Source organism: Pseudomonas sp. GW822-FHT03F04, assembly GCF_058801405.1.
In genome coordinates, this window is record NZ_JBXANF010000003.1 from 173,944 (window position 1) to 191,380 (window position 17,437).

Below are 17,437 nucleotides of genomic sequence, written 5' to 3' on the forward strand. Positions count from 1 at the left end.
CCTCTTAACTTTTAACCTTCACCGTTCGCGCTATCGGTGTCTTTCGACACGTGACGACCGCGAAAATCAATCAGGCTGTCGACGATGGCCAAGACCACCAGTAACGGACCGAGCAAGTGCATGAAAGGCACGAGCGTCACGTATATCCCCACCAGCCAGAAACCGGCCAACCGCTTCTGCGCCACCAGCCCGTGAACCAAGGCCAGACCTGCGAAGAACAGCGGCACGCTGCACAACGGCAACAGGACCAAGGCATGCAGACCGAAGAACGGTGCCACACACATGACGGCCAGAAGCGACAGCGCAACGCTTTTCGGCAGTCGGATGGCGCGAAACTCGCGACCGAAACCGCCGGGGTTATACAACAACGCCTGCCAGTAGCGCCCAAGAATCAGGCACAGCACGCTAAAAACCTGCAACGACACCGCTGTCGAAATGATCGACAGTGGGACCGCCAATGCAGTGAGAATTGCCTTCTGATCTGCCGAGAATTTCTCGTAGACCTCACCCATCGCCAGCGGCAAGACTTGTTCAAACGTCTGCGCCAGAGTCTCGGTGAAGGAACTGAATACAGTCCCCAGGCTCACGGCAATCAACAATCCCACGGCCACGCTGACCAGCAGCGCGCGATTCCAGGTGTGGCCGGCGCGTAAAACCAGCGCCAGACCACAGGACCCGAGCAACACAATCAGTGCCGTCGGGTCTTTCAGGTAGTGCCAGCTCACTAACGCTGACAACACTCCCACACCCAGGACGCTCAAGGCGTCCGAACCGCGCCGCAGGAGCACAAGGCAACCTGCAGCGGCACTCAACCAGAACAACAGCGGCAATGCCGCAGATCCGGCCACGACCAGCGTGGCCTGCATACGCCCCCGCATGATGAATTCAGCTAAGGCACGCATGCATTCGATCCCTTACTTACTTGTCGACTACCCGGTCTCAGCGGCCGTGGCTGTCGGTGTAGGCCAGCAGGGCCAGGAAGCGGGCGCGCTTGATAGCGGTGGCCAGCTGACGCTGATAACGAGCTTTGGTACCGGTGATGCGGCTTGGAACGATTTTGCCGGTCTCGGATACGTAGGCTTTCAGAGTGTTGAGATCTTTGTAATCGATCTCCTTCACGTCTTCAGCGGTGAAGCGGCAGAATTTACGACGACGGAAGAAACGTGCCATTTGATAGGCTCCTTAAAAGGTCCGTGGATTACTCGTCAGCGTTATCGCTGTTGTCGCTGTCGCTATCGCTGTCATCGCCATCGGCGCTGCCATCGTGCTCAGGACGTTCGCGACGCTCACGGCGCTCACTGCGGTTTTCTTCAGCCTTGAGCATCTCGGACTGGCCGGTAACGGCTTCGTCGCGACGGATGACCAGGTTACGGATCACTGCATCGTTGTAGCGGAAGTTGTCTTCCAGCTCGGCCAGGGCCTTGCCAGTGCACTCAACGTTCAGCATCACGTAGTGAGCCTTGTGAACATTGTTGATTGCGTAGGCCAGTTGACGACGGCCCCAGTCTTCCAGACGGTGGATTTTGCCGCCGTCTTCTTCGATCAGCTTGGTGTAACGCTCAACCATGCCGCCGACTTGCTCGCTCTGGTCAGGGTGGACCAGAAAGATGATTTCGTAATGACGCATGAATGCTCCTTACGGGTTGTAGCCTGCCGCTCAAAAACGGTCAGACAAGGAGTGAATGACACTTATGGACTTGCCGGCGCGGGGCACATGCGTGCCTGCCGTCACAGCAAGGGGCGCAATTGTAGAGAAGGGACAGAAGAGGTGCAAGGCAATTGGTGATTATTTGAACAGCCACCAAAACTTCGCTCTGCCATAAAACGCTGCGGGAGCGCAGTCTGCTCGCGATTGGGTGAAACACTCAGCAATGATGCCGAATGTAACTCCGCTTTCGCGAACAGACTCGCTCCCACACTTTGGACGGCGTAAGGCTTAAGGCTTCTTGGCAGCCGCCTTGGCCTTGGCCCCGCGCTGGCGCTGGGCCTCGAACAGGCACACGCCCGTCGCAACCGACACGTTGAGACTGCTGACGCTACCGGCCATCGGCAGGTTCACCAGGTAGTCGCAATGCTCACGGGTCAGGCGACGCATGCCTTTACCTTCGGCGCCCATGATCAGGATGGTCGGGCCGGTCAGGTCCTGGTCGTAGATGCTGACCTCGGCCTCACCTGCCGTGCCGACAACCCACAGCCCGCGCTGCTGGAGCTTTTCCAGGGTGCGCGCAAGGTTGGTGACGGCCACCAGCGGAATCACTTCCGCCGCGCCGCAGGCCACTTTACGCACGACGGGCGTCAGGGTGGCCGATTTGTCTTTCGGCACGATGACCGCCAGCGCACCGGCAGCGTCCGCCGAACGCAGGCAAGCACCGAGGTTATGCGGATCGGTCACGCCGTCGAGCACCAGCAACAGCGGCGCGCCTTCAGTGCGATCGAGCAGCTCGTCGAGCATCGCTTCGCCCCAGACCTGGCTCGGGCTGACGTCCGCCACCACGCCCTGGTGCACGCCTTCGACCCAGGCGTCCATTTCACGGCGCTCGGCCTGACCGATCTGGACCCGGTTTTCGTTGGCCAGCTCGATCAACGTCTGCACCCGCGGATCGTTGCGGCTTTCGGCCAGCCAGATCTGCTTGACGCGTTTAGGGTGGTGACGCAGCAACGCTTCTACCGCGTGAACGCCGTAGATTTTTTCCAACTGACTCATGACTTCGCCTTCGGTTTACGTGCCCCGCCGCTTCTGGCTGGAGCGGAACCCGCTTTTGGCGGGCCCTTGCGGTGTTTGCTCGGTTTGGCTGGCTTGCCGCCGGAGGCCTTTTCAGGCGCCGACCGCCCGGTCTTTCCCCCGGACGCCGCTTTACCACCGTTTTTGGCGTCGGCCAGCAAGGCCTTCTTCATTTCACGGCTTTTGCGCAGCTCGGCGTTTTTCGCCACGGCATCGCTCGGGCGATAAGCCTCGGCCACCTTTTCCTTGGCCAGACGACGGCTGGCGGTTTTTGCCGGAGCCTTTTCTTCCACAGCCTTGGCCGCTGGAGCAGCCGTTTCGGTGCCACGCTTCTTGCGGCCGATTGGCGCGCTGATGGTTTTTTCGGCCATCTCGAAGTCGATCTTGCGCTCGTCGAGATCGACGCGCATGACCCGCACTTCAACGGTATCGCCAAGACGGAAGCTGCGACCGGTGCGCTCGCCCGCCAGGCGGTGATGCACAGGGTCGAAGTGGTAGTAATCGCCCGGCAGCGCCGTAACGTGCACCAGACCTTCGACGTAGATATCGGTCAGCTCGACGAACAGGCCAAAACCGGTCACGGCAGTGATCACGCCCGGGAACGACTCGCCCACGCGATCCTTCATGAACTCGCACTTGAGCCAGTTCACCACATCGCGGGTTGCTTCGTCGGCACGGCGCTCGCTCATCGAGCACTGCTCGCCGAGCTGTTCCAGGGCCGCCTCGTCGTACGGATAGATGCGCGCCTTCGGAATGGTCATCGCGCCGGCACGGCGAACGTGCGGGGTGTCCTGTTTCGAATGGATCACGCTGCGGATCGCCCGGTGCGTGAGCAAGTCCGGGTAACGGCGGATCGGCGAGGTGAAGTGGGTATAGGCTTCGTAATTCAGGCCGAAGTGGCCGTCGTTCTCGGCGCTGTACACCGCCTGGCTCAAGGAGCGCAGCATCACGGTCTGGATCAGGTGGAAATCCGGACGGTCCTTGATGCTGGCCAACAAGGCCTGATAGTCCTTCGGCGACGGGCCGTCCTTGCCTTTGTGCAGGGACAGACCAAGCTCGCCGAGGAATGCACGCAGTTTTTCCAGACGCTCCGGTGGCGGACCGTCGTGGACACGGTACAACGCAGGGATTTCGTGCTTTTTCAGGAATTCGGCGGTGGCCACGTTGGCCGCCAGCATGCATTCCTCGATCAGCTTGTGCGCGTCGTTGCGAGTGGTCGGGCGGATTTCGGCAATCTTGCGCTCGGAACCGAAGATGATCCGGGTTTCCTGCGTTTCGAAATCGATCGCGCCACGGACGTGACGGGCAGCCAGCAATACCTTGTACAGCGCGTAGAGCTGTTTCAGGTGCGGCAGGACGTCGGTGTATTCACCGCGAAGCTTGCGCCCTTCGGTAGCCTTCGGCGTTTCCAGCATCGCGCTGACCTTGTTGTAGGTCAGACGGGCGTGGGAGTGGATCACCGCCTCATAGAAGCAGTAGTCGGTCATTTCGCCGGATTTGGAGATGGTCATCTCGCAAACCATGGCCAGACGATCGACGTGCGGGTTCAGCGAGCACAGGCCGTTGGAGAGCTGCTCCGGCAGCATCGGCACCACGCGCTCGGGGAAGTACACCGAGTTGCCGCGCACCTGGGCTTCGTTGTCCAGGGCCGAACCGATCTTCACGTAGCTGGAAACGTCGGCAATCGCCACGTACAACTTCCAGCCGCCGGAGAACAGGCGCAGCTTGCCTGGCTTGGATTCGCAGTAGACCGCGTCATCGAAGTCGCGGGCATCTTCGCCGTCGATGGTGACGAACGGCAGATGACGCAGGTCGACGCGTTTCTCTTTGTCTTTCTCTTCGACTTCCGGCTTGAGCTTGCCGGCTTCCTTCAGAACGGCCTCAGGCCAGACGTGCGGAATGTCGTAGGTGCGCAGGGCGACATCGATTTCCATGCCCGGCGCCATGTAGTTGCCGACGACTTCGACCACATCGCCTTGCGGCTGGAAGCGCGGAGTCGGCCAGTGGGTGATTTTCACCTCGACGAACTGACCGATCTGGGCATTGGCGTTGCGGCCCGGGGTCACCAGCACTTCCTGCTGGATCTTCGGGTTGTCCGCGACAACAAAGCCGATACCGCCTTCTTCGAAATAGCGGCCGACAATGCTTTCGTGGGCACGGGACACCACTTCGACAATCACGCCTTCGCGGCGACCGCGACGGTCCAGGCCGGAAACACGGGCCAGGGCACGGTCGCCATCGAACACCAGACGCATTTGCGCCGGGCTCATGAACAAGTCGTCGGAACCGTCATCCGGCACCAGGAAGCCGAAGCCGTCGCGGTGACCGCTGATGCGACCGAGGATCAGGTCGAGCTTGTCCACCGGCGCATAAGTGCCACGACGGGTGTAGATCAGTTGAGCGTCGCGCTCCATGGCGCGCAGGCGGCGGCGCAGGGCTTCGATCTGGTCTTCTGTGGTCAGACCAAATTCTTCGACCAGTTGCTCGCGGGCAGCAGGCGAACCCCGATCAGCAAGGTGCTGAAGGATCAGTTCGCGGCTGGGAATAGGGTTTTCATATTTTTCCGCTTCACGAGCGGCCTCGGGATCGAGGGACTGCCAATCGGCCATTAGAGAGTTTTCACCTTGTCTATATGCGGGTTAGTTTGGCATAGGCGCCATCAAACGGGAAATTTCCAACTCTATAAGGCGCGTCTTGAGCCTTGTATCGACGTCTGAAAGGCGTTTTGAACACCGCTGGTAAAAAAAACCATTTTTTTTGCTGGCAGGGGTTTACAGTTAAAAAGACGCTCCGTATAGTGCGCGCCATCGACGACGTACACACGTTGCCGAGATGCCCAGATGGTGAAAATTGGTAGACACGCCAGCTTCAGGTGCTGGTGACCTTACGGTCGTGGAAGTTCGAGTCTTCTTCTGGGCACCAATTTCGAGTTTGAGACTAGATCAGTTTCAAGACTCACACAAAAACCCGCGAAAGCGGGTTTTTTGCATTCTAAGCCGTCATTTTCTTAAAACTGATTTATTAAAATCAAATCAGGGGTTTACAGATCAAAAGACGCTCCGTATAGTGCGCCACATCAACAGCGGCAACGCTGAAGATGAAGCCCAGATGGTGAAATTGGTAGACACGCCAGCTTCAGGTGCTGGTGACCTTACGGTCGTGGAAGTTCGAGTCTTCTTCTGGGCACCAATTCAAATTCAAGGTCACGATCTTGAATCTCACAAAAACCCGCGAAAGCGGGTTTTTGCGTTTCCGGGGTTTGGAAAAGCCCGAGACACAGCACCTACCAGACACACCCTCTCCCCGCAAGGAGCATTTGAGAAACGATATCGTTTATCATTGTTGCAAGTTTTTGCAATGCGACAGTGAGGAACCCTGCGAATGATGTTTCGAAATACCCTGCGCCGCGGCTTGACCTTCACCCTGCTCGGCCTGGCGCTCGCCACTCCCCTCACCCAGGCTGCCGACGCGGTTTCCCTGACGCTCTACAACGGTCAACACAAGGAAGTCGGCGATGCGATCGCAAAAGCCTTCGAAGCCAAGACCGGCATTCACGTCAATGTACGCAAGGGCAGCAGCAACCAGCTCGCCAGCCAGATCATCGAAGAAGGCGACCGCTCCCCCGCCGACGTCATCTACACCGAAGAATCCCCACCGCTGAACAACCTCGGCGAACAAGGCCTGCTGGCCAAGGCCGACGATGCAACCCTGGCCGTTCTGCCAAAAGAATACGTCGCCGGCAACGGCACCTGGATCGGCGTCACCGCCCGGGTTCGCGTGGTGGCCTTCAACCCGAAACTGGTCGATGAAAAGGACCTGCCGAAATCGGTCCTGGATTTCGCCGACCCACAATGGCAAGGCAAGGTCGGTTTCGTGCCCACCAGCGGCGCGTTTCAGGAACAGGCCGTCGCCATCATCAAAAAGCACGGTCGCGAAGCCGCCGAAGAATGGCTGACCGGCCTGCGCGCCTTCGGCAAGACCTACAGCAACAACATGGTCGCCCTCAAGGCTGTGGAAAACGGCGAAGTCGCCACCGTACTGGTGAACAACTACTACTGGTTCGCCCTGCAACGGGAGAAAGGCAAGCTCGACTCCAAACTGCATTACTTCACCGGCGGCGATGTGGGCGGTTTGATTACCGTCTCCAGCGCAGCCGTGCTGAAATCCAGCAAGCATCCAAAAGAAGCCCAGCAGTTCCTCGCGTACATGGCCAGCGAAGAAGGCCAGCGTGTGATCACCCAGACGACTGCCGAGTATCCGCTGCACAAAGGCATGGAGTCGGATCGCGGCCTCAAGCCTTTCAGTGAACTGGAAGCGCCGGACGTCACGCCCGCCGACCTGGGCAATGCCGAAGAAGCGCTGGACCTGGAACGCGAAGTTGGCCTGAACTGATGACCGCATCGCTATCCGCCTCCGCCGCTCGCGGGGGTTACGTGCCACGCCGCAAGCGGCCATCGATCTGGCTGGTGCTGCCGGTGTTGCTGCTGGTGGTCATGAGTCTGCTGCCGCTGGCCTACGTCGGGCTCAAAGCCTGGCAGGCCGGCTGGAGCGAAGCGCTGCACTTGCTGTGGCGCCCCTACGTGTTCGGCCTGCTGCGCAACACGCTAGCGCTGATGGTTGGCGTAACCGTAACTTGTGGCGTGATCGGCCTGTCGCTGGCCTGGCTGCTGGAGCGCAGCAATCTGCCGGGCCGGCGCCTGTGGGGCGTGATTCTATGCTTGCCGTTCGCGGTGCCGGCCTTCGTCAGCAGCTTTACCTGGGTTTCACTCAGCGCGCAGTTCGAAGGGCTCGGCGGGGCGATTCTGGTGATGAGCCTGTCTAAATACCCGCTGATCTTCCTGCCGGTGGCAGCCACGCTGCGCAATCTCGATCCGTCCCTTGAAGAGTCCGCCCGAACGCTGGGGCAGAATCGCTGGGGCGTGTTTTTCCGCGTCACCCTGCCGCTGCTCTGGCCGTCTTTGCTGGCGGGCTCATTATTGATTGCGCTGCACATGTTGGTGGAATTCGGCGCACTGTCGATCATTGGTCTGCAAACCTTCACTACCGCGATCTATCAGCAATTCGAACTGGAATTCAGCAATGCCAACGCGGCGATGCTGTCTGCGGTGCTGCTGGCGCTGTGCCTGATGCTGTTGTGGCTGGAACTGCGGGTGCGCGGCAAGGGCCGTCATGTGCGTACCGGCCAAGGGGCTGCGCGTCGCGCCGAGCAAGTGCAATTGGGACCGTGGGCCGCTGCGGGTCAGCTGTACTGCCTGATGCTGGCGATTGTCGGCAGCGGGATTCCACTGGGGATGCTGGCGTACTGGCTCGCCGTGGGATCGTCAGCGGCGTTTCCGGTTGCAGCGATCACTGAAGCTTTGCTGTCTTCATTGGCGCTGTCTCTGGGTGGCGCAGGATTGTGTCTGGTGCTGGCGGTGCCGGTCGGGTTGCTGGTCGTACGTTACAAAGGCCAATTGGCGATCTGGGCCGAGCGCCTGCCTTATCTGCTGCACGCGCTGCCGGGGCTGGTGATCGCCCTGACACTGGTGTATTTCGCCCTGCATTACGTGCCGGCGCTGTACCAGACTTCCGCGCTGTTGCTGATCGCTTATGCGCTGCTGTTTCTGCCACTGGCTCAAGCGCCGATCCGCACGGCGCTGAACAAGGCAGCACCACAACTGGAAGAGGCCGCCCGCACACTGGGCGCGTCTTCGTTCACCGCGTTTTGCCGCGTGACTTTACCGATCATCTTCCCGGCACTGGGCGCGGCGTTTGCGCTGGTGTTTCTGGATGCCATGAAGGAACTGACGGCGACGCTACTGCTGAGTCCGACCGGGCTCAACACCTTGGCGACCGAAGTCTGGGCACACACCGCGAACGTCGAATTTGCCGCGGCAGCGCCTTACGCAGCGTTGTTGATTGTGGTGTCGGGCTTGCCCGTCTACCTGCTGACAACCCGGATGTATTTGAGCCGATAAAAAAATCGCAGCCGAAGCTGCGATTTTTTTTGCCCGCAATATATCAAGCCCGGAACTGACCCAGACTGGCCTTGAGCTGCGCCGCCAGCCCGTCCAGCACCTTGCCGCTGGCCGTTGTTTCGACCACCGCCTGAGCGGCTTTCTCGGCCTGGGCATGAATCGTCTCGACGCGCCCACGCACAGCCTGCGCGCCCTGCGCCTGATGCGCCGCGGCCTGAGTCGCCAGGCCAATCGCCGCATGCACCTGCTCGACCGACGCCTGCACCGACTGCTGCAGTCGCGCGCTGTCACGCAGCACCAGCAAACCTTCGCTGGCCTGGCGCCCGGCCTGCCCGATCGCCTCAACCGCCTCACGAGCGCCCTGCTGCAAGGCCACGATGTGCGCCTGGATGTCGCCAGTGGAGCTTTGGGTCTTGCTCGCCAGCGCACGGACTTCATCCGCCACCACCGCAAACCCTCGCCCCGTCTCACCAGCTCTGGCCGCTTCGATGGCGGCGTTGAGCGCCAGCAGGTTGGTCTGCTCGGCGATGCCGTGAATCACGGTCAACACCACTTCGATCTGCTCACTTTGCTGCGCCAGGCGCTCGATGACTTTGGCGCCGGTATCGACCTGCCCTGCCAGCGCCTCGATCAGGCTGCCGACCTTGGCCGACGTGCGGGTGTTCTCGTCGGTGGCCTGGCGAATATCCACCACCTGCTTCAGCGCCGCCTGCATCGCATGGCTTTCCGACTGCGCCTCATCGGCCATTTGCGACAGCGCGCGCAAGCTCTCGGCGACTTCATCACGCTGCATCCCGGCCGCCGCGTCGGCACCGGCATTGCGCAACGTCATCGCGCCGATTTCCACGCCGGTACGCTGAGCCACATCCCCGGCCTCGCGCACGATCGGTTGCAACTTATCCACAAAGCGGTTGACCGCCGAAGCCATGTCGCCGATTTCGTCTTTGCTGTTGATCTGCACACGTTTGGTCAGATCGCCCTCACCCGCCGCGAGATCATCCATGGCGGCGTTGAGCATCTTCAAGCGGTTGACCACACGGTGACCGAGCACCACGGCCAGCAGCAACAGCACGCCGGCACCAACCAGCGCCAGGCCCATGCCGATACGCCAGCGCAGTGTCGCGGCGGCGTCCTGCACGGTGCTGGTGGTGTTGGCTTTCATCTCCGCAGCGGTGGACTGCGCCGATTGCAAGCGCGCGCGCATGGCCGTGGCGCTGTCGGCGGCCGCGCCCTTGAGGCTGTCGCCGACCAGTTGATCGCTGCTGGCGATCAGCGCCGAGAAGCGTTGATCGAGCGCCGCCAGATCGGCATCCACCGAGGCCGTCGAGACGCCCATCAGCACCTTGCCGATTTCGACTCCGTTGGGATTGATCGACGCCTCGAGGTAATAGACCGAGGGATCGTTCTTCGCCGCATCCAGCACTTTATCCAGCGCCCGCTCACCCTGGCCTTTTTCCAAAAGGGCCTTGTTGATCGGGTTTTCGCGGTTGAGATAGCGGGTCAGATGCTGGCCGGTGGCGTCGTCGTAAACCACGAACAGCACGTTGGGATTGCGCTGGGCTCGGCGGGCGAATTCGGACAGGGTCGGCACGTCGCTGTCCCACATGGCGCGAGGCGCTACGGACGCGAGCAACTGGGCCATGTCGTTGGCCGAGTCCTTCAGGTCTTTTTCCAGGGTCGCACGCAGTTGTGCCTGCTCGTCCTTCAGACGCGAGGACAGGCCTGCAGTCAGCCGCTGACGAGTGTTGGTGGACAAGGTATCGAGGCTCGACGTGACCTCACGCCCGGCCTGCTCCAGCTCGCCGGACAGCTTCTGACTGTCGACGCCCAGGCGAGCACCGAGATCGGCTTCCAGCGCGGTGACGGTGCTCCGCGTCAGGGCGACGGCCACCAACACTTGCACCAAAAGGGCGATACCTAGGGTAACGAATACGGGCCGCAACAAACGGCTTTGTAACAGTGAGAGAACGGCCGACACTGTGAATCCCTCTACTTCTGACGCCATTAATTTGATGGCACTCTTGTAGACAGATTCACAGCAAAGGTCATGCCGTCCAACAGGCATAAACGACAAAGGCCCCGATGAAGGGGCCTTTGTGTTTTTACATCAACGACTTATCAAGCGAACGGATGACGCAGAACGATGGTTTCGTTGCGGTCCGGGCCCGTCGAAATAATGTCGATCGGCGCGCCGATCAACTCTTCAACGCGTTTGATGTAGGCACGAGCGTTGGCCGGCAGCTCTTCCAGGGTCTTGGCGCCCACGGTCGATTCGGTCCAGCCCGGCACTTCTTCGTACACAGGCTGCAGGCCCACGTAGCTGTCAGCGTCAGTCGGCGCAACAGCGTTGCCTTGCGCGTCTTTGTAGCCGGTGCAGATGTTGATGGTTTCCAGACCGTCGAGTACGTCCAGCTTGGTCAGGCAGATGCCCGAGATGCTGTTCACATCGATAGCGCGACGCAGGATAACGGCGTCGAACCAGCCGCAACGACGGGCACGGCCGGTGGTAGCACCGAACTCGTGACCTTGTTTGGCCAGGTGTGCTCCGACTTCGTCGAACAGCTCAGTCGGGAATGGACCCGAACCTACGCGAGTGGTGTAAGCCTTGGTGATGCCCAGGATGTAGTCCAGGAACATCGGGCCAACGCCCGAACCGGTCGCCACGCCACCAGCGGTGGTGTTGGAGCTGGTCACGTACGGGTAGGTACCGTGGTCGATGTCGAGCAACGAACCTTGGGCGCCTTCGAACATGATGTCTTTGCCAGCGCGACGCAGGTCGTGCAGCTCGGCAGTAACGTCCAGCATCAGCGGCTTGAGCAGCTCAGCGTATTCCTTGCACTCGGCCAGGGTCTTTTCGAACTCGATGGCAGGCTCTTTGTAGTAACCAACCAGCATGAAGTTGTGGTAGTCCACCAGTTCACGCAGCTTGTCTTCAAAGCGCGGCATGTTGAGCAGGTCGCCAACACGCAGGCCACGACGTGCAACCTTGTCTTCGTACGCCGGGCCGATGCCGCGACCGGTCGTACCGATCTTCAGCTCGCCACGGGCCTTTTCACGGGCCTGGTCCAGCGCCACGTGGAAGGACAGGATCAGCGGGCAGGACGGGCTGATACGCAGGCGCTCGCGCACCGGTACGCCTTTCTCTTCCAGCTTGGTGATCTCGCGCAGCAGGGCGTCGGGTGCAACCACCACGCCGTTGCCGATCAGGCACTGCACGCCTTCGCGCAGCACGCCCGACGGGATCAGGTGCAGGACGGTTTTTTCACCGTCGATCACCAGCGTGTGGCCAGCGTTGTGGCCACCTTGGTAGCGCACTACGGCGGCAGCATGTTCGGTCAGCAGATCAACGATCTTGCCTTTGCCCTCATCACCCCATTGGGTGCCCAGGACTACGACATTCTTACCCATAACACTTGTCCTCATTCGCGCAAACTTGGTGCCGGCGGTGGCCGGCAGGAAAACTCAAGAAGCCAGTGGCGATACTTGCCAAAGCCCGTTCTGCTGGATCAATTGCCGGTCGCAGTCCGCATCACGGGCGGCGGCCAAAGGTTGTCCAGGCAACGCCTGAACGACACGCTGACCCTCACTGCGCAACTGGCAAACCTGCTGCCAGAGTGCCGCATCCGTACTGTCAGGCATCCAGATACCGCCAGACGGTAGCTCGATCTCAGCACGCCCCAGGGTCACCAGGGTTTTCAAATCGGTGGAAAAGCCGGTGGCCGGACGGGCGCGACCGAAGTCAGCGCCGATGTCGTCGTAACGACCGCCCTGAGCGATGGACTGGCCAACACCCGGCACGAACACCGCGAACACCACACCCGTGTGGTAGTGGTAACCGCGCAACTCGCCCAGATCGAAGTACAGCGGCAGCTCCGGGAAGCGCGCCGACAGCCGCTCGGCGATCGCCAGCAAATCTTCCAGCGCGGCCAGTACCGGCGCCGGCGCATTGGCCAGACGCTCACGGGCAGCGCTCAATACTTCACGGCCGCCGCACAGGTCGACCAGCGCACGCAGCATGCCGGACAGATCGGCCGGCAGGCCTTCGGTCAAGGTAATGACCTCGTCGATAGCCTTGCGTTGCAACGCATCGAACAACTGCTGCTCGACCTCACCCGACAGACCGGCCGCCTGGGCCAGACCGCGGTAGATGCCGACATGCCCCAGGTCCATGTGCACGTCCGGCACATCGGCCAGTTGCAGCATGGCCAGCATCAGGCTGATGACTTCAACGTCGCTGCTCGGGCTCGCATCGCCGTACAACTCGGCGCCCAACTGGATCGGGCTGCGCGAGGACGACAAGGCACGCGGCTGGGCATGCAGCACGCTGCCGGCGTAGCACAGACGGCTCGGGCCTTCACGACGCAGGGTGTGCGCATCGATGCGCGCCACTTGCGGCGTGATGTCGGCACGGAACCCCATCTGCCGGCCCGATTGCGGGTCGATGACCTTGAAGGTACGCAGATCCAGGTCCTGGCCCGCGCCGGTCAGCAGGGATTCCAGGTACTCGATATGAGGAGTCACGACAAACTCGTAACCCCAGCTCTGGAACAGATCCAACACCTGACGACGCGCGACTTCAATGCGCGCCGCTTCCGGTGGCAGTACTTCTTCGATGCCATCTGGCAGCAGCCAGCGGTCTACCGTTGCCATTACGCCATTCCCCTTAGATCCGGGCGGCCAGCCCGAGGGCGAGCCTTGAGTGAAGCAGAAAATGACCGGCCCGTTCAAAACGCACGCGCATGAACGACGCGGCGAAAGGCCTGTTACCGGCTTCGCCCATCACTTTCCTCGAAAAACTGTCGGGTCATTCAACCCGTCTTCTGCAACAAAAACAGCAATCAAACGTGCAGACGCAAAAAAGCCGGGAATTTCCCGGCTGCCGCATCATACACACGTTTTCCCAAAGGATCACCCCGCCCGAGGTTTTAGCCGCCGGGCGGAATGATTCAGGTCAACGTCGTATCAAGGCTTGGACTTTTCCAGGTAACGGAAGAAGTCGCTGCTTGGGTCGAGGACCAAGACGTCGGATTTGTTCGCGAAGCTTTCACGGTAGGCACGCAGGCTACGGTAGAAACCGTAGAACTCCTGATCCTGGCCGTAGGCCTTGGAGTAGATCGCAGCAGCCTGGGCGTCACCGTCACCGCGAATCTCTTCGGATTCACGATAGGCTTCAGCCAGCAGCACGCGGCGTTGACGATCGGCGTCGGCACGGATGCCTTCGGCCAGCTCGTTACCCTTGGCGCGGTGCTCGCGAGCTTCACGCTCACGCTCGGTGCTCATACGTTCGAACACACTGCGGTTCACTTCTTTCGGCAGATCGATGGCCTTGACCCGGACATCGACCACTTCGATACCCAGCTCTTTTTCCGCCATCTTGTTCAACGACGCCGTGATATCGGCCATCAGCGCATCGCGCTCACCGGACACCACTTCGTGCAGGGTACGTTTACCGAACTGGTCACGCAGGCCCGATTCCAGACGACGGGACAGACGCTCGTCGGCGATCTGCTTGAGGCCGGAAGTCGCGGTGTAGAAGCGCTCGGCATCCTTCACGCGCCACTTGGCGTAGGCATCGACCATCACGGCTTTCTTTTCCAGCGTCAGGAAGCGTTGTGTCGGTGCATCCAGCGTCATCAGACGTGCGTCGAATTTACGCACCTGGTTAACGTAAGGCACCTTCACATGCAGACCAGGCTGAACATCGGCCTGAACCACACGACCGAACTGCAGCAACACCGCACGCTCGGTTTGAGCCACGATGTAGAAGCAGTTCCAGCCAACCAGTACCACAACAACGCCAACGATCAGGGCGATCAGCGATTTATTGCTCATCAGCGGGTCTCCCTTGTGCGCGACTGCGGCAGGTCAGTGACATGCGGCGTGACGTCCGTGTTGTTGCTGGCGGCAGCCGAGCCGGTGACCGGTGCATTGCTGCCCGAACTGTTCTGAATCATTTTGTCCAGCGGCAGGTAAAGCAGGTTGCTCTGGCCGTTCTTGTTACCGGTCACGAGTACCTTGCTGGTGCTGCTGAAGACTTCCTGCATGGTGTCCAGGTACAGACGCTGACGCGTGACCTCGGGCGCCTTGCGATACTCGGCAACCAGCTTGGTGAAGCGATCTGCCTCACCCTTGGCGCGCGAGACCGTTTCGTCGCGGTAGCCGTTGGCATCTTCGAGGATGCGCTGGGCCTGACCACGGGCTTCCGGCACCACGCCGTTGGCGTAGGTTTCAGCCTGGTTGCGCGAACGCTGCTCGTCTTCACGGGCGCGGATCACGTCATCGAAGGCTTCCTGCACTTCACGCGGTGCGGCTGCGCTCTGTACGTTGACCTGGGTGACGGTGATACCGGTGCGATAGGTATCGAGGAAACGTTGCAGACGCTCCTTGATCTCGCTGGCCATCAGCTCACGACCTTCGGTCAGCACCTGGTCCATCGCGGTGGAACCCACCACATGGCGCAGCGCACTGTCGGTCGCATGTTGCAGGCTGATTTCCGGCTGGTCGACGTTCAGCACGAAGTCCTGCAGGTTGCTGATCTTGTACTGCACGGTCAGCGGCACTTCGACGATGTTCTCGTCTTCGGTCAGCATCTGGCCCTGCTTGGTGTAGGCACGCTCACGCGTGACGTTTTCCATGTACTTCTTGTCGATCGGCGGGAAATAGATGTTCAGGCCCGGGCCGACTGTCTCGTAGTACTTGCCGAAGCGCAGCACCACGGCTTGCTCCTGCTCGTCCACCACGTACACCGCGCTGTACAGCCACACGGCCGCCAGCACGACGAGGCCGATGCCGAGCAGGCCGCCGAAGCCGCCACTCTTGCCCGAACCACCGCCATCGTCACCCCGTTTCTTACCACCACCGAACAACCCGTTCAGGCTTTCCTGCAGCTTTCGGAAGGCCTCGTCGAGATCTGGTGGTCCCTTGCGATCGCCGTTATTGCGGCGCTTGCCACCCCAAGGATCCTGATTGTTCGAGTTGCCACCCGGCTCATTCCAAGCCATAGCGCTCTCCATCTGATAAAGCAAAGACGCACCCACGGCGCGCCGACCAATGCTACAGAATGCCTGCCGTTGCGGCACAACCGCTTTTTCAGGCTTTTATTGCAAAGTGTGTTGCTCGATGAACTCCGTCGGCACAACGCCTTCACGACTGACCAGTCGATTGAGCTCCGAGCGTGGCAATCGAATGGCCAGCAAGCTGACACCTTCTTCGTCGTATTCTTCTTTCTGTACCGCGCCCAGCTCGAAGAACTGTGCACGCAGACGCGCAAACCGCTGGGGCAAACGCAAGGTTCCGACAAACAAATCACTGCCCAGCAATTCGGCAATGGCTTGCTCAAGCAATTCCAGACCAGTGCCATCCCGCGCCGACAGCCAGACCCGTTGAGGCCTGCCGTTTTCGTCGCGCTGGATTTGTGGCTCAACGCCTTCAAGCAAATCGAGTTTGTTATAGACCTCGAGGATCGGCAAGTCCTGGGCACCAATCTCGCCCAGCACCACCATCACCTGCTCGATCTGCAACATGCGATCCGGTTCGGCCGCATCGATCACGTGCAACAGCAGGTCGGAATTGCTCGACTCTTCGAGCGTAGACCGAAATGCCTCGACCAGCTTGTGCGGCAAATGACGAATGAAACCCACGGTGTCGGCCAGGACAATCGGCCCCAGGTCGTCCAGTTCCAGACGGCGCAGGGTCGGGTCCAGCGTGGCGAACAACTGGTCCGCCGCGTACACGTCGGATTTCGTCACGTTATTGAAGAGCGTGGATTTGCCGGCGTTGGTATAGCCCACCAGAGACACGGTTGGGATATCCGCACGCGAGCGGCCGCGACGCGACTGTTCGCGCTGGCTGCGCACTTTTTCCAGCCGCCCCTTGATCTGGCGCAGGCGAACCCGCAGCAGTCGCCGGTCGGTTTCGAGCTGGGTTTCACCCGGACCGCGCATGCCGATACCGCCACCCTGACGCTCAAGGTGAGTCCAGCCGCGAACCAGCCGGGTGCTCATGTGGTCAAGCTGGGCCAGTTCGACCTGGAGCTTGCCTTCATGGGTACGGGCGCGCTGGGCGAAAATATCGAGAATCAGACCGGTACGGTCGATCACGCGACACTCGAAAACACGTTCGAGGTTACGTTCCTGACTGGGCGTGAGGACGTGATTGAAGATCACCAGATCGGCTTCTTCGGCGTGGACCAGGTCGCGCAGTTCCTCGACCTTGCCGCTGCCAATCAGGAATTTGGCCGTTGGCCGATGACGCGGCACGTTAAAAAACGCAACGGTCTCGGCGCCGGCCGAATTTGCCAACTCCTGAAACTCCTGCGGATCTTCGCGCGCCTCAGGGTCCTGTCCATCCAAGTGAACGAGGATGACTCGCTCACCACCACCGTGGCGCTCAAAGAACAAAGGAGACTCCTATCAGGCGTTACCTGGCTCAGCGTCACCTGCTTCGGATTCGGTTGCGCTTGGCAGACGAATTGGACGAACCGGCACGACTGTAGAGATAGCGTGTTTGTAAACCATCTGGCTGACGGTGTTCTTCAGCAGGATAACGAACTGGTCGAACGACTCGATCGTGCCTTGCAGTTTGATACCGTTGACCAGGTAGATGGAAACCCCAACTTTCTCTTTACGTAAAGTATTCAAGTAAGGGTCTTGTAGCGAATGCCCTTTTGACATGTGCCGCACTCCTTTAAGGATTCAATATAAAAAATAGGTAATCAGATGGCTTTTGCCGCCACACCCCCAAGGATAGACGGCAATTG

General features: G+C 60.4%; 14 protein-coding genes and 2 tRNA genes. 4 read left to right on the forward strand and 12 right to left on the reverse strand.

All coding sequences use genetic code 11. The features are described 5' to 3' along the window. Window positions 1-11: 11 nt before the first annotated feature. From AC1RMX_RS07465 to rnr, 5 genes are all read right to left on the reverse strand, one after another. Complete coding sequence (locus tag AC1RMX_RS07465) at window positions 12-902, reverse strand: YybS family protein (protein WP_493071311.1); 891 nt, start codon at window positions 900-902, stop codon at window positions 12-14. A gap of 37 nt (window positions 903-939) precedes the next feature. Further along, the gene (gene rpsR / locus AC1RMX_RS07470; RefSeq protein WP_002551829.1) at window positions 940-1,170 is read right to left on the reverse strand and encodes a 30S ribosomal protein S18; all 231 of its coding nucleotides are present in this window, start codon (window positions 1,168-1,170) and stop codon (window positions 940-942) included. A gap of 28 nt (window positions 1,171-1,198) precedes the next feature. Beyond that, window positions 1,199-1,627, reverse strand: coding sequence for a 30S ribosomal protein S6 (rpsF, locus tag AC1RMX_RS07475; protein WP_007950702.1), 429 nt, complete (start codon window positions 1,625-1,627; stop codon window positions 1,199-1,201). 309 nt (window positions 1,628-1,936) lie between these two features. Beyond that, window positions 1,937-2,704 (reverse strand): 23S rRNA (guanosine(2251)-2'-O)-methyltransferase RlmB, encoded by a 768-nt coding sequence (gene rlmB, locus AC1RMX_RS07480; RefSeq protein WP_096819812.1) that lies wholly within the window; start codon window positions 2,702-2,704, stop codon window positions 1,937-1,939. After that, on the reverse strand, window positions 2,701-5,331 hold the full coding sequence (gene rnr, locus AC1RMX_RS07485; RefSeq protein ID WP_493071313.1) for a ribonuclease R: 2,631 nt from the start codon (window positions 5,329-5,331) through the stop codon (window positions 2,701-2,703). Before rnr ends, rlmB begins: the two co-directional genes overlap by 4 nt. 225 nt (window positions 5,332-5,556) lie before the next feature. On the opposite strand from rnr, the gene AC1RMX_RS07490 reads away from it, so the two are divergent. From AC1RMX_RS07490 to AC1RMX_RS07505, 4 genes are all read left to right on the forward strand, one after another. Next, window positions 5,557-5,644 (forward strand) — tRNA-Leu (locus AC1RMX_RS07490). 180 nt (window positions 5,645-5,824) lie between these two features. Continuing rightward, window positions 5,825-5,911 (forward strand) — tRNA-Leu (locus tag AC1RMX_RS07495). Between the two features lie 192 nt (window positions 5,912-6,103). Then, window positions 6,104-7,114 (forward strand): iron ABC transporter substrate-binding protein, encoded by a 1,011-nt coding sequence (locus tag AC1RMX_RS07500; protein WP_096819814.1) that lies wholly within the window; start codon window positions 6,104-6,106, stop codon window positions 7,112-7,114. Beyond that, on the forward strand, window positions 7,114-8,679 hold the full coding sequence (locus AC1RMX_RS07505; protein ID WP_096819815.1) for an ABC transporter permease: 1,566 nt from the start codon (window positions 7,114-7,116) through the stop codon (window positions 8,677-8,679). Before AC1RMX_RS07500 ends, AC1RMX_RS07505 begins: the two co-directional genes overlap by 1 nt. A 43-nt stretch (window positions 8,680-8,722) precedes the next feature. Here AC1RMX_RS07505 and AC1RMX_RS07510 read toward each other — a convergent pair whose 3' ends face one another. From AC1RMX_RS07510 to hfq, 7 genes are all read right to left on the reverse strand, one after another. Then, window positions 8,723-10,657 carry a methyl-accepting chemotaxis protein gene (locus AC1RMX_RS07510; RefSeq protein ID WP_096819816.1) on the reverse strand — a complete coding sequence of 645 codons (1,935 nt, stop codon included), beginning with the start codon at window positions 10,655-10,657 and terminating at the stop codon, window positions 8,723-8,725. 140 nt (window positions 10,658-10,797) lie between these two features. Beyond that, a complete protein-coding gene (locus AC1RMX_RS07515; protein ID WP_085711159.1) occupies window positions 10,798-12,087 on the reverse strand; it encodes an adenylosuccinate synthase in 1,290 nt (429 codons plus the stop codon). A gap of 54 nt (window positions 12,088-12,141) precedes the next feature. Beyond that, window positions 12,142-13,329, reverse strand: coding sequence for an ATP phosphoribosyltransferase regulatory subunit (locus AC1RMX_RS07520; RefSeq protein WP_085746509.1), 1,188 nt, complete (start codon window positions 13,327-13,329; stop codon window positions 12,142-12,144). Window positions 13,330-13,641: 312 nt separating this feature from the next. After that, window positions 13,642-14,511: a protease modulator HflC gene (gene hflC / locus AC1RMX_RS07525; protein ID WP_007950723.1), complete on the reverse strand. Its 870-nt coding sequence runs from the start codon at window positions 14,509-14,511 to the stop codon at window positions 13,642-13,644. Further along, complete coding sequence (gene hflK, locus AC1RMX_RS07530; protein ID WP_085685164.1) at window positions 14,511-15,680, reverse strand: FtsH protease activity modulator HflK; 1,170 nt, start codon at window positions 15,678-15,680, stop codon at window positions 14,511-14,513. The genes hflC and hflK overlap by 1 nt, the downstream gene beginning before the upstream one ends. Window positions 15,681-15,776: 96 nt before the next feature. Beyond that, window positions 15,777-17,078, reverse strand: a complete 1,302-nt coding sequence (gene hflX / locus AC1RMX_RS07535) for a ribosome rescue GTPase HflX (protein ID WP_096819817.1) — start codon at window positions 17,076-17,078, stop codon at window positions 15,777-15,779. A 12-nt stretch (window positions 17,079-17,090) separates the two neighbouring features. Then, entirely contained in the window at window positions 17,091-17,351 is a 261-nt protein-coding gene (gene hfq, locus AC1RMX_RS07540; protein WP_007902656.1) for an RNA chaperone Hfq, read from the reverse strand. Between the last annotated feature and the right edge of the window lie 86 nt (window positions 17,352-17,437).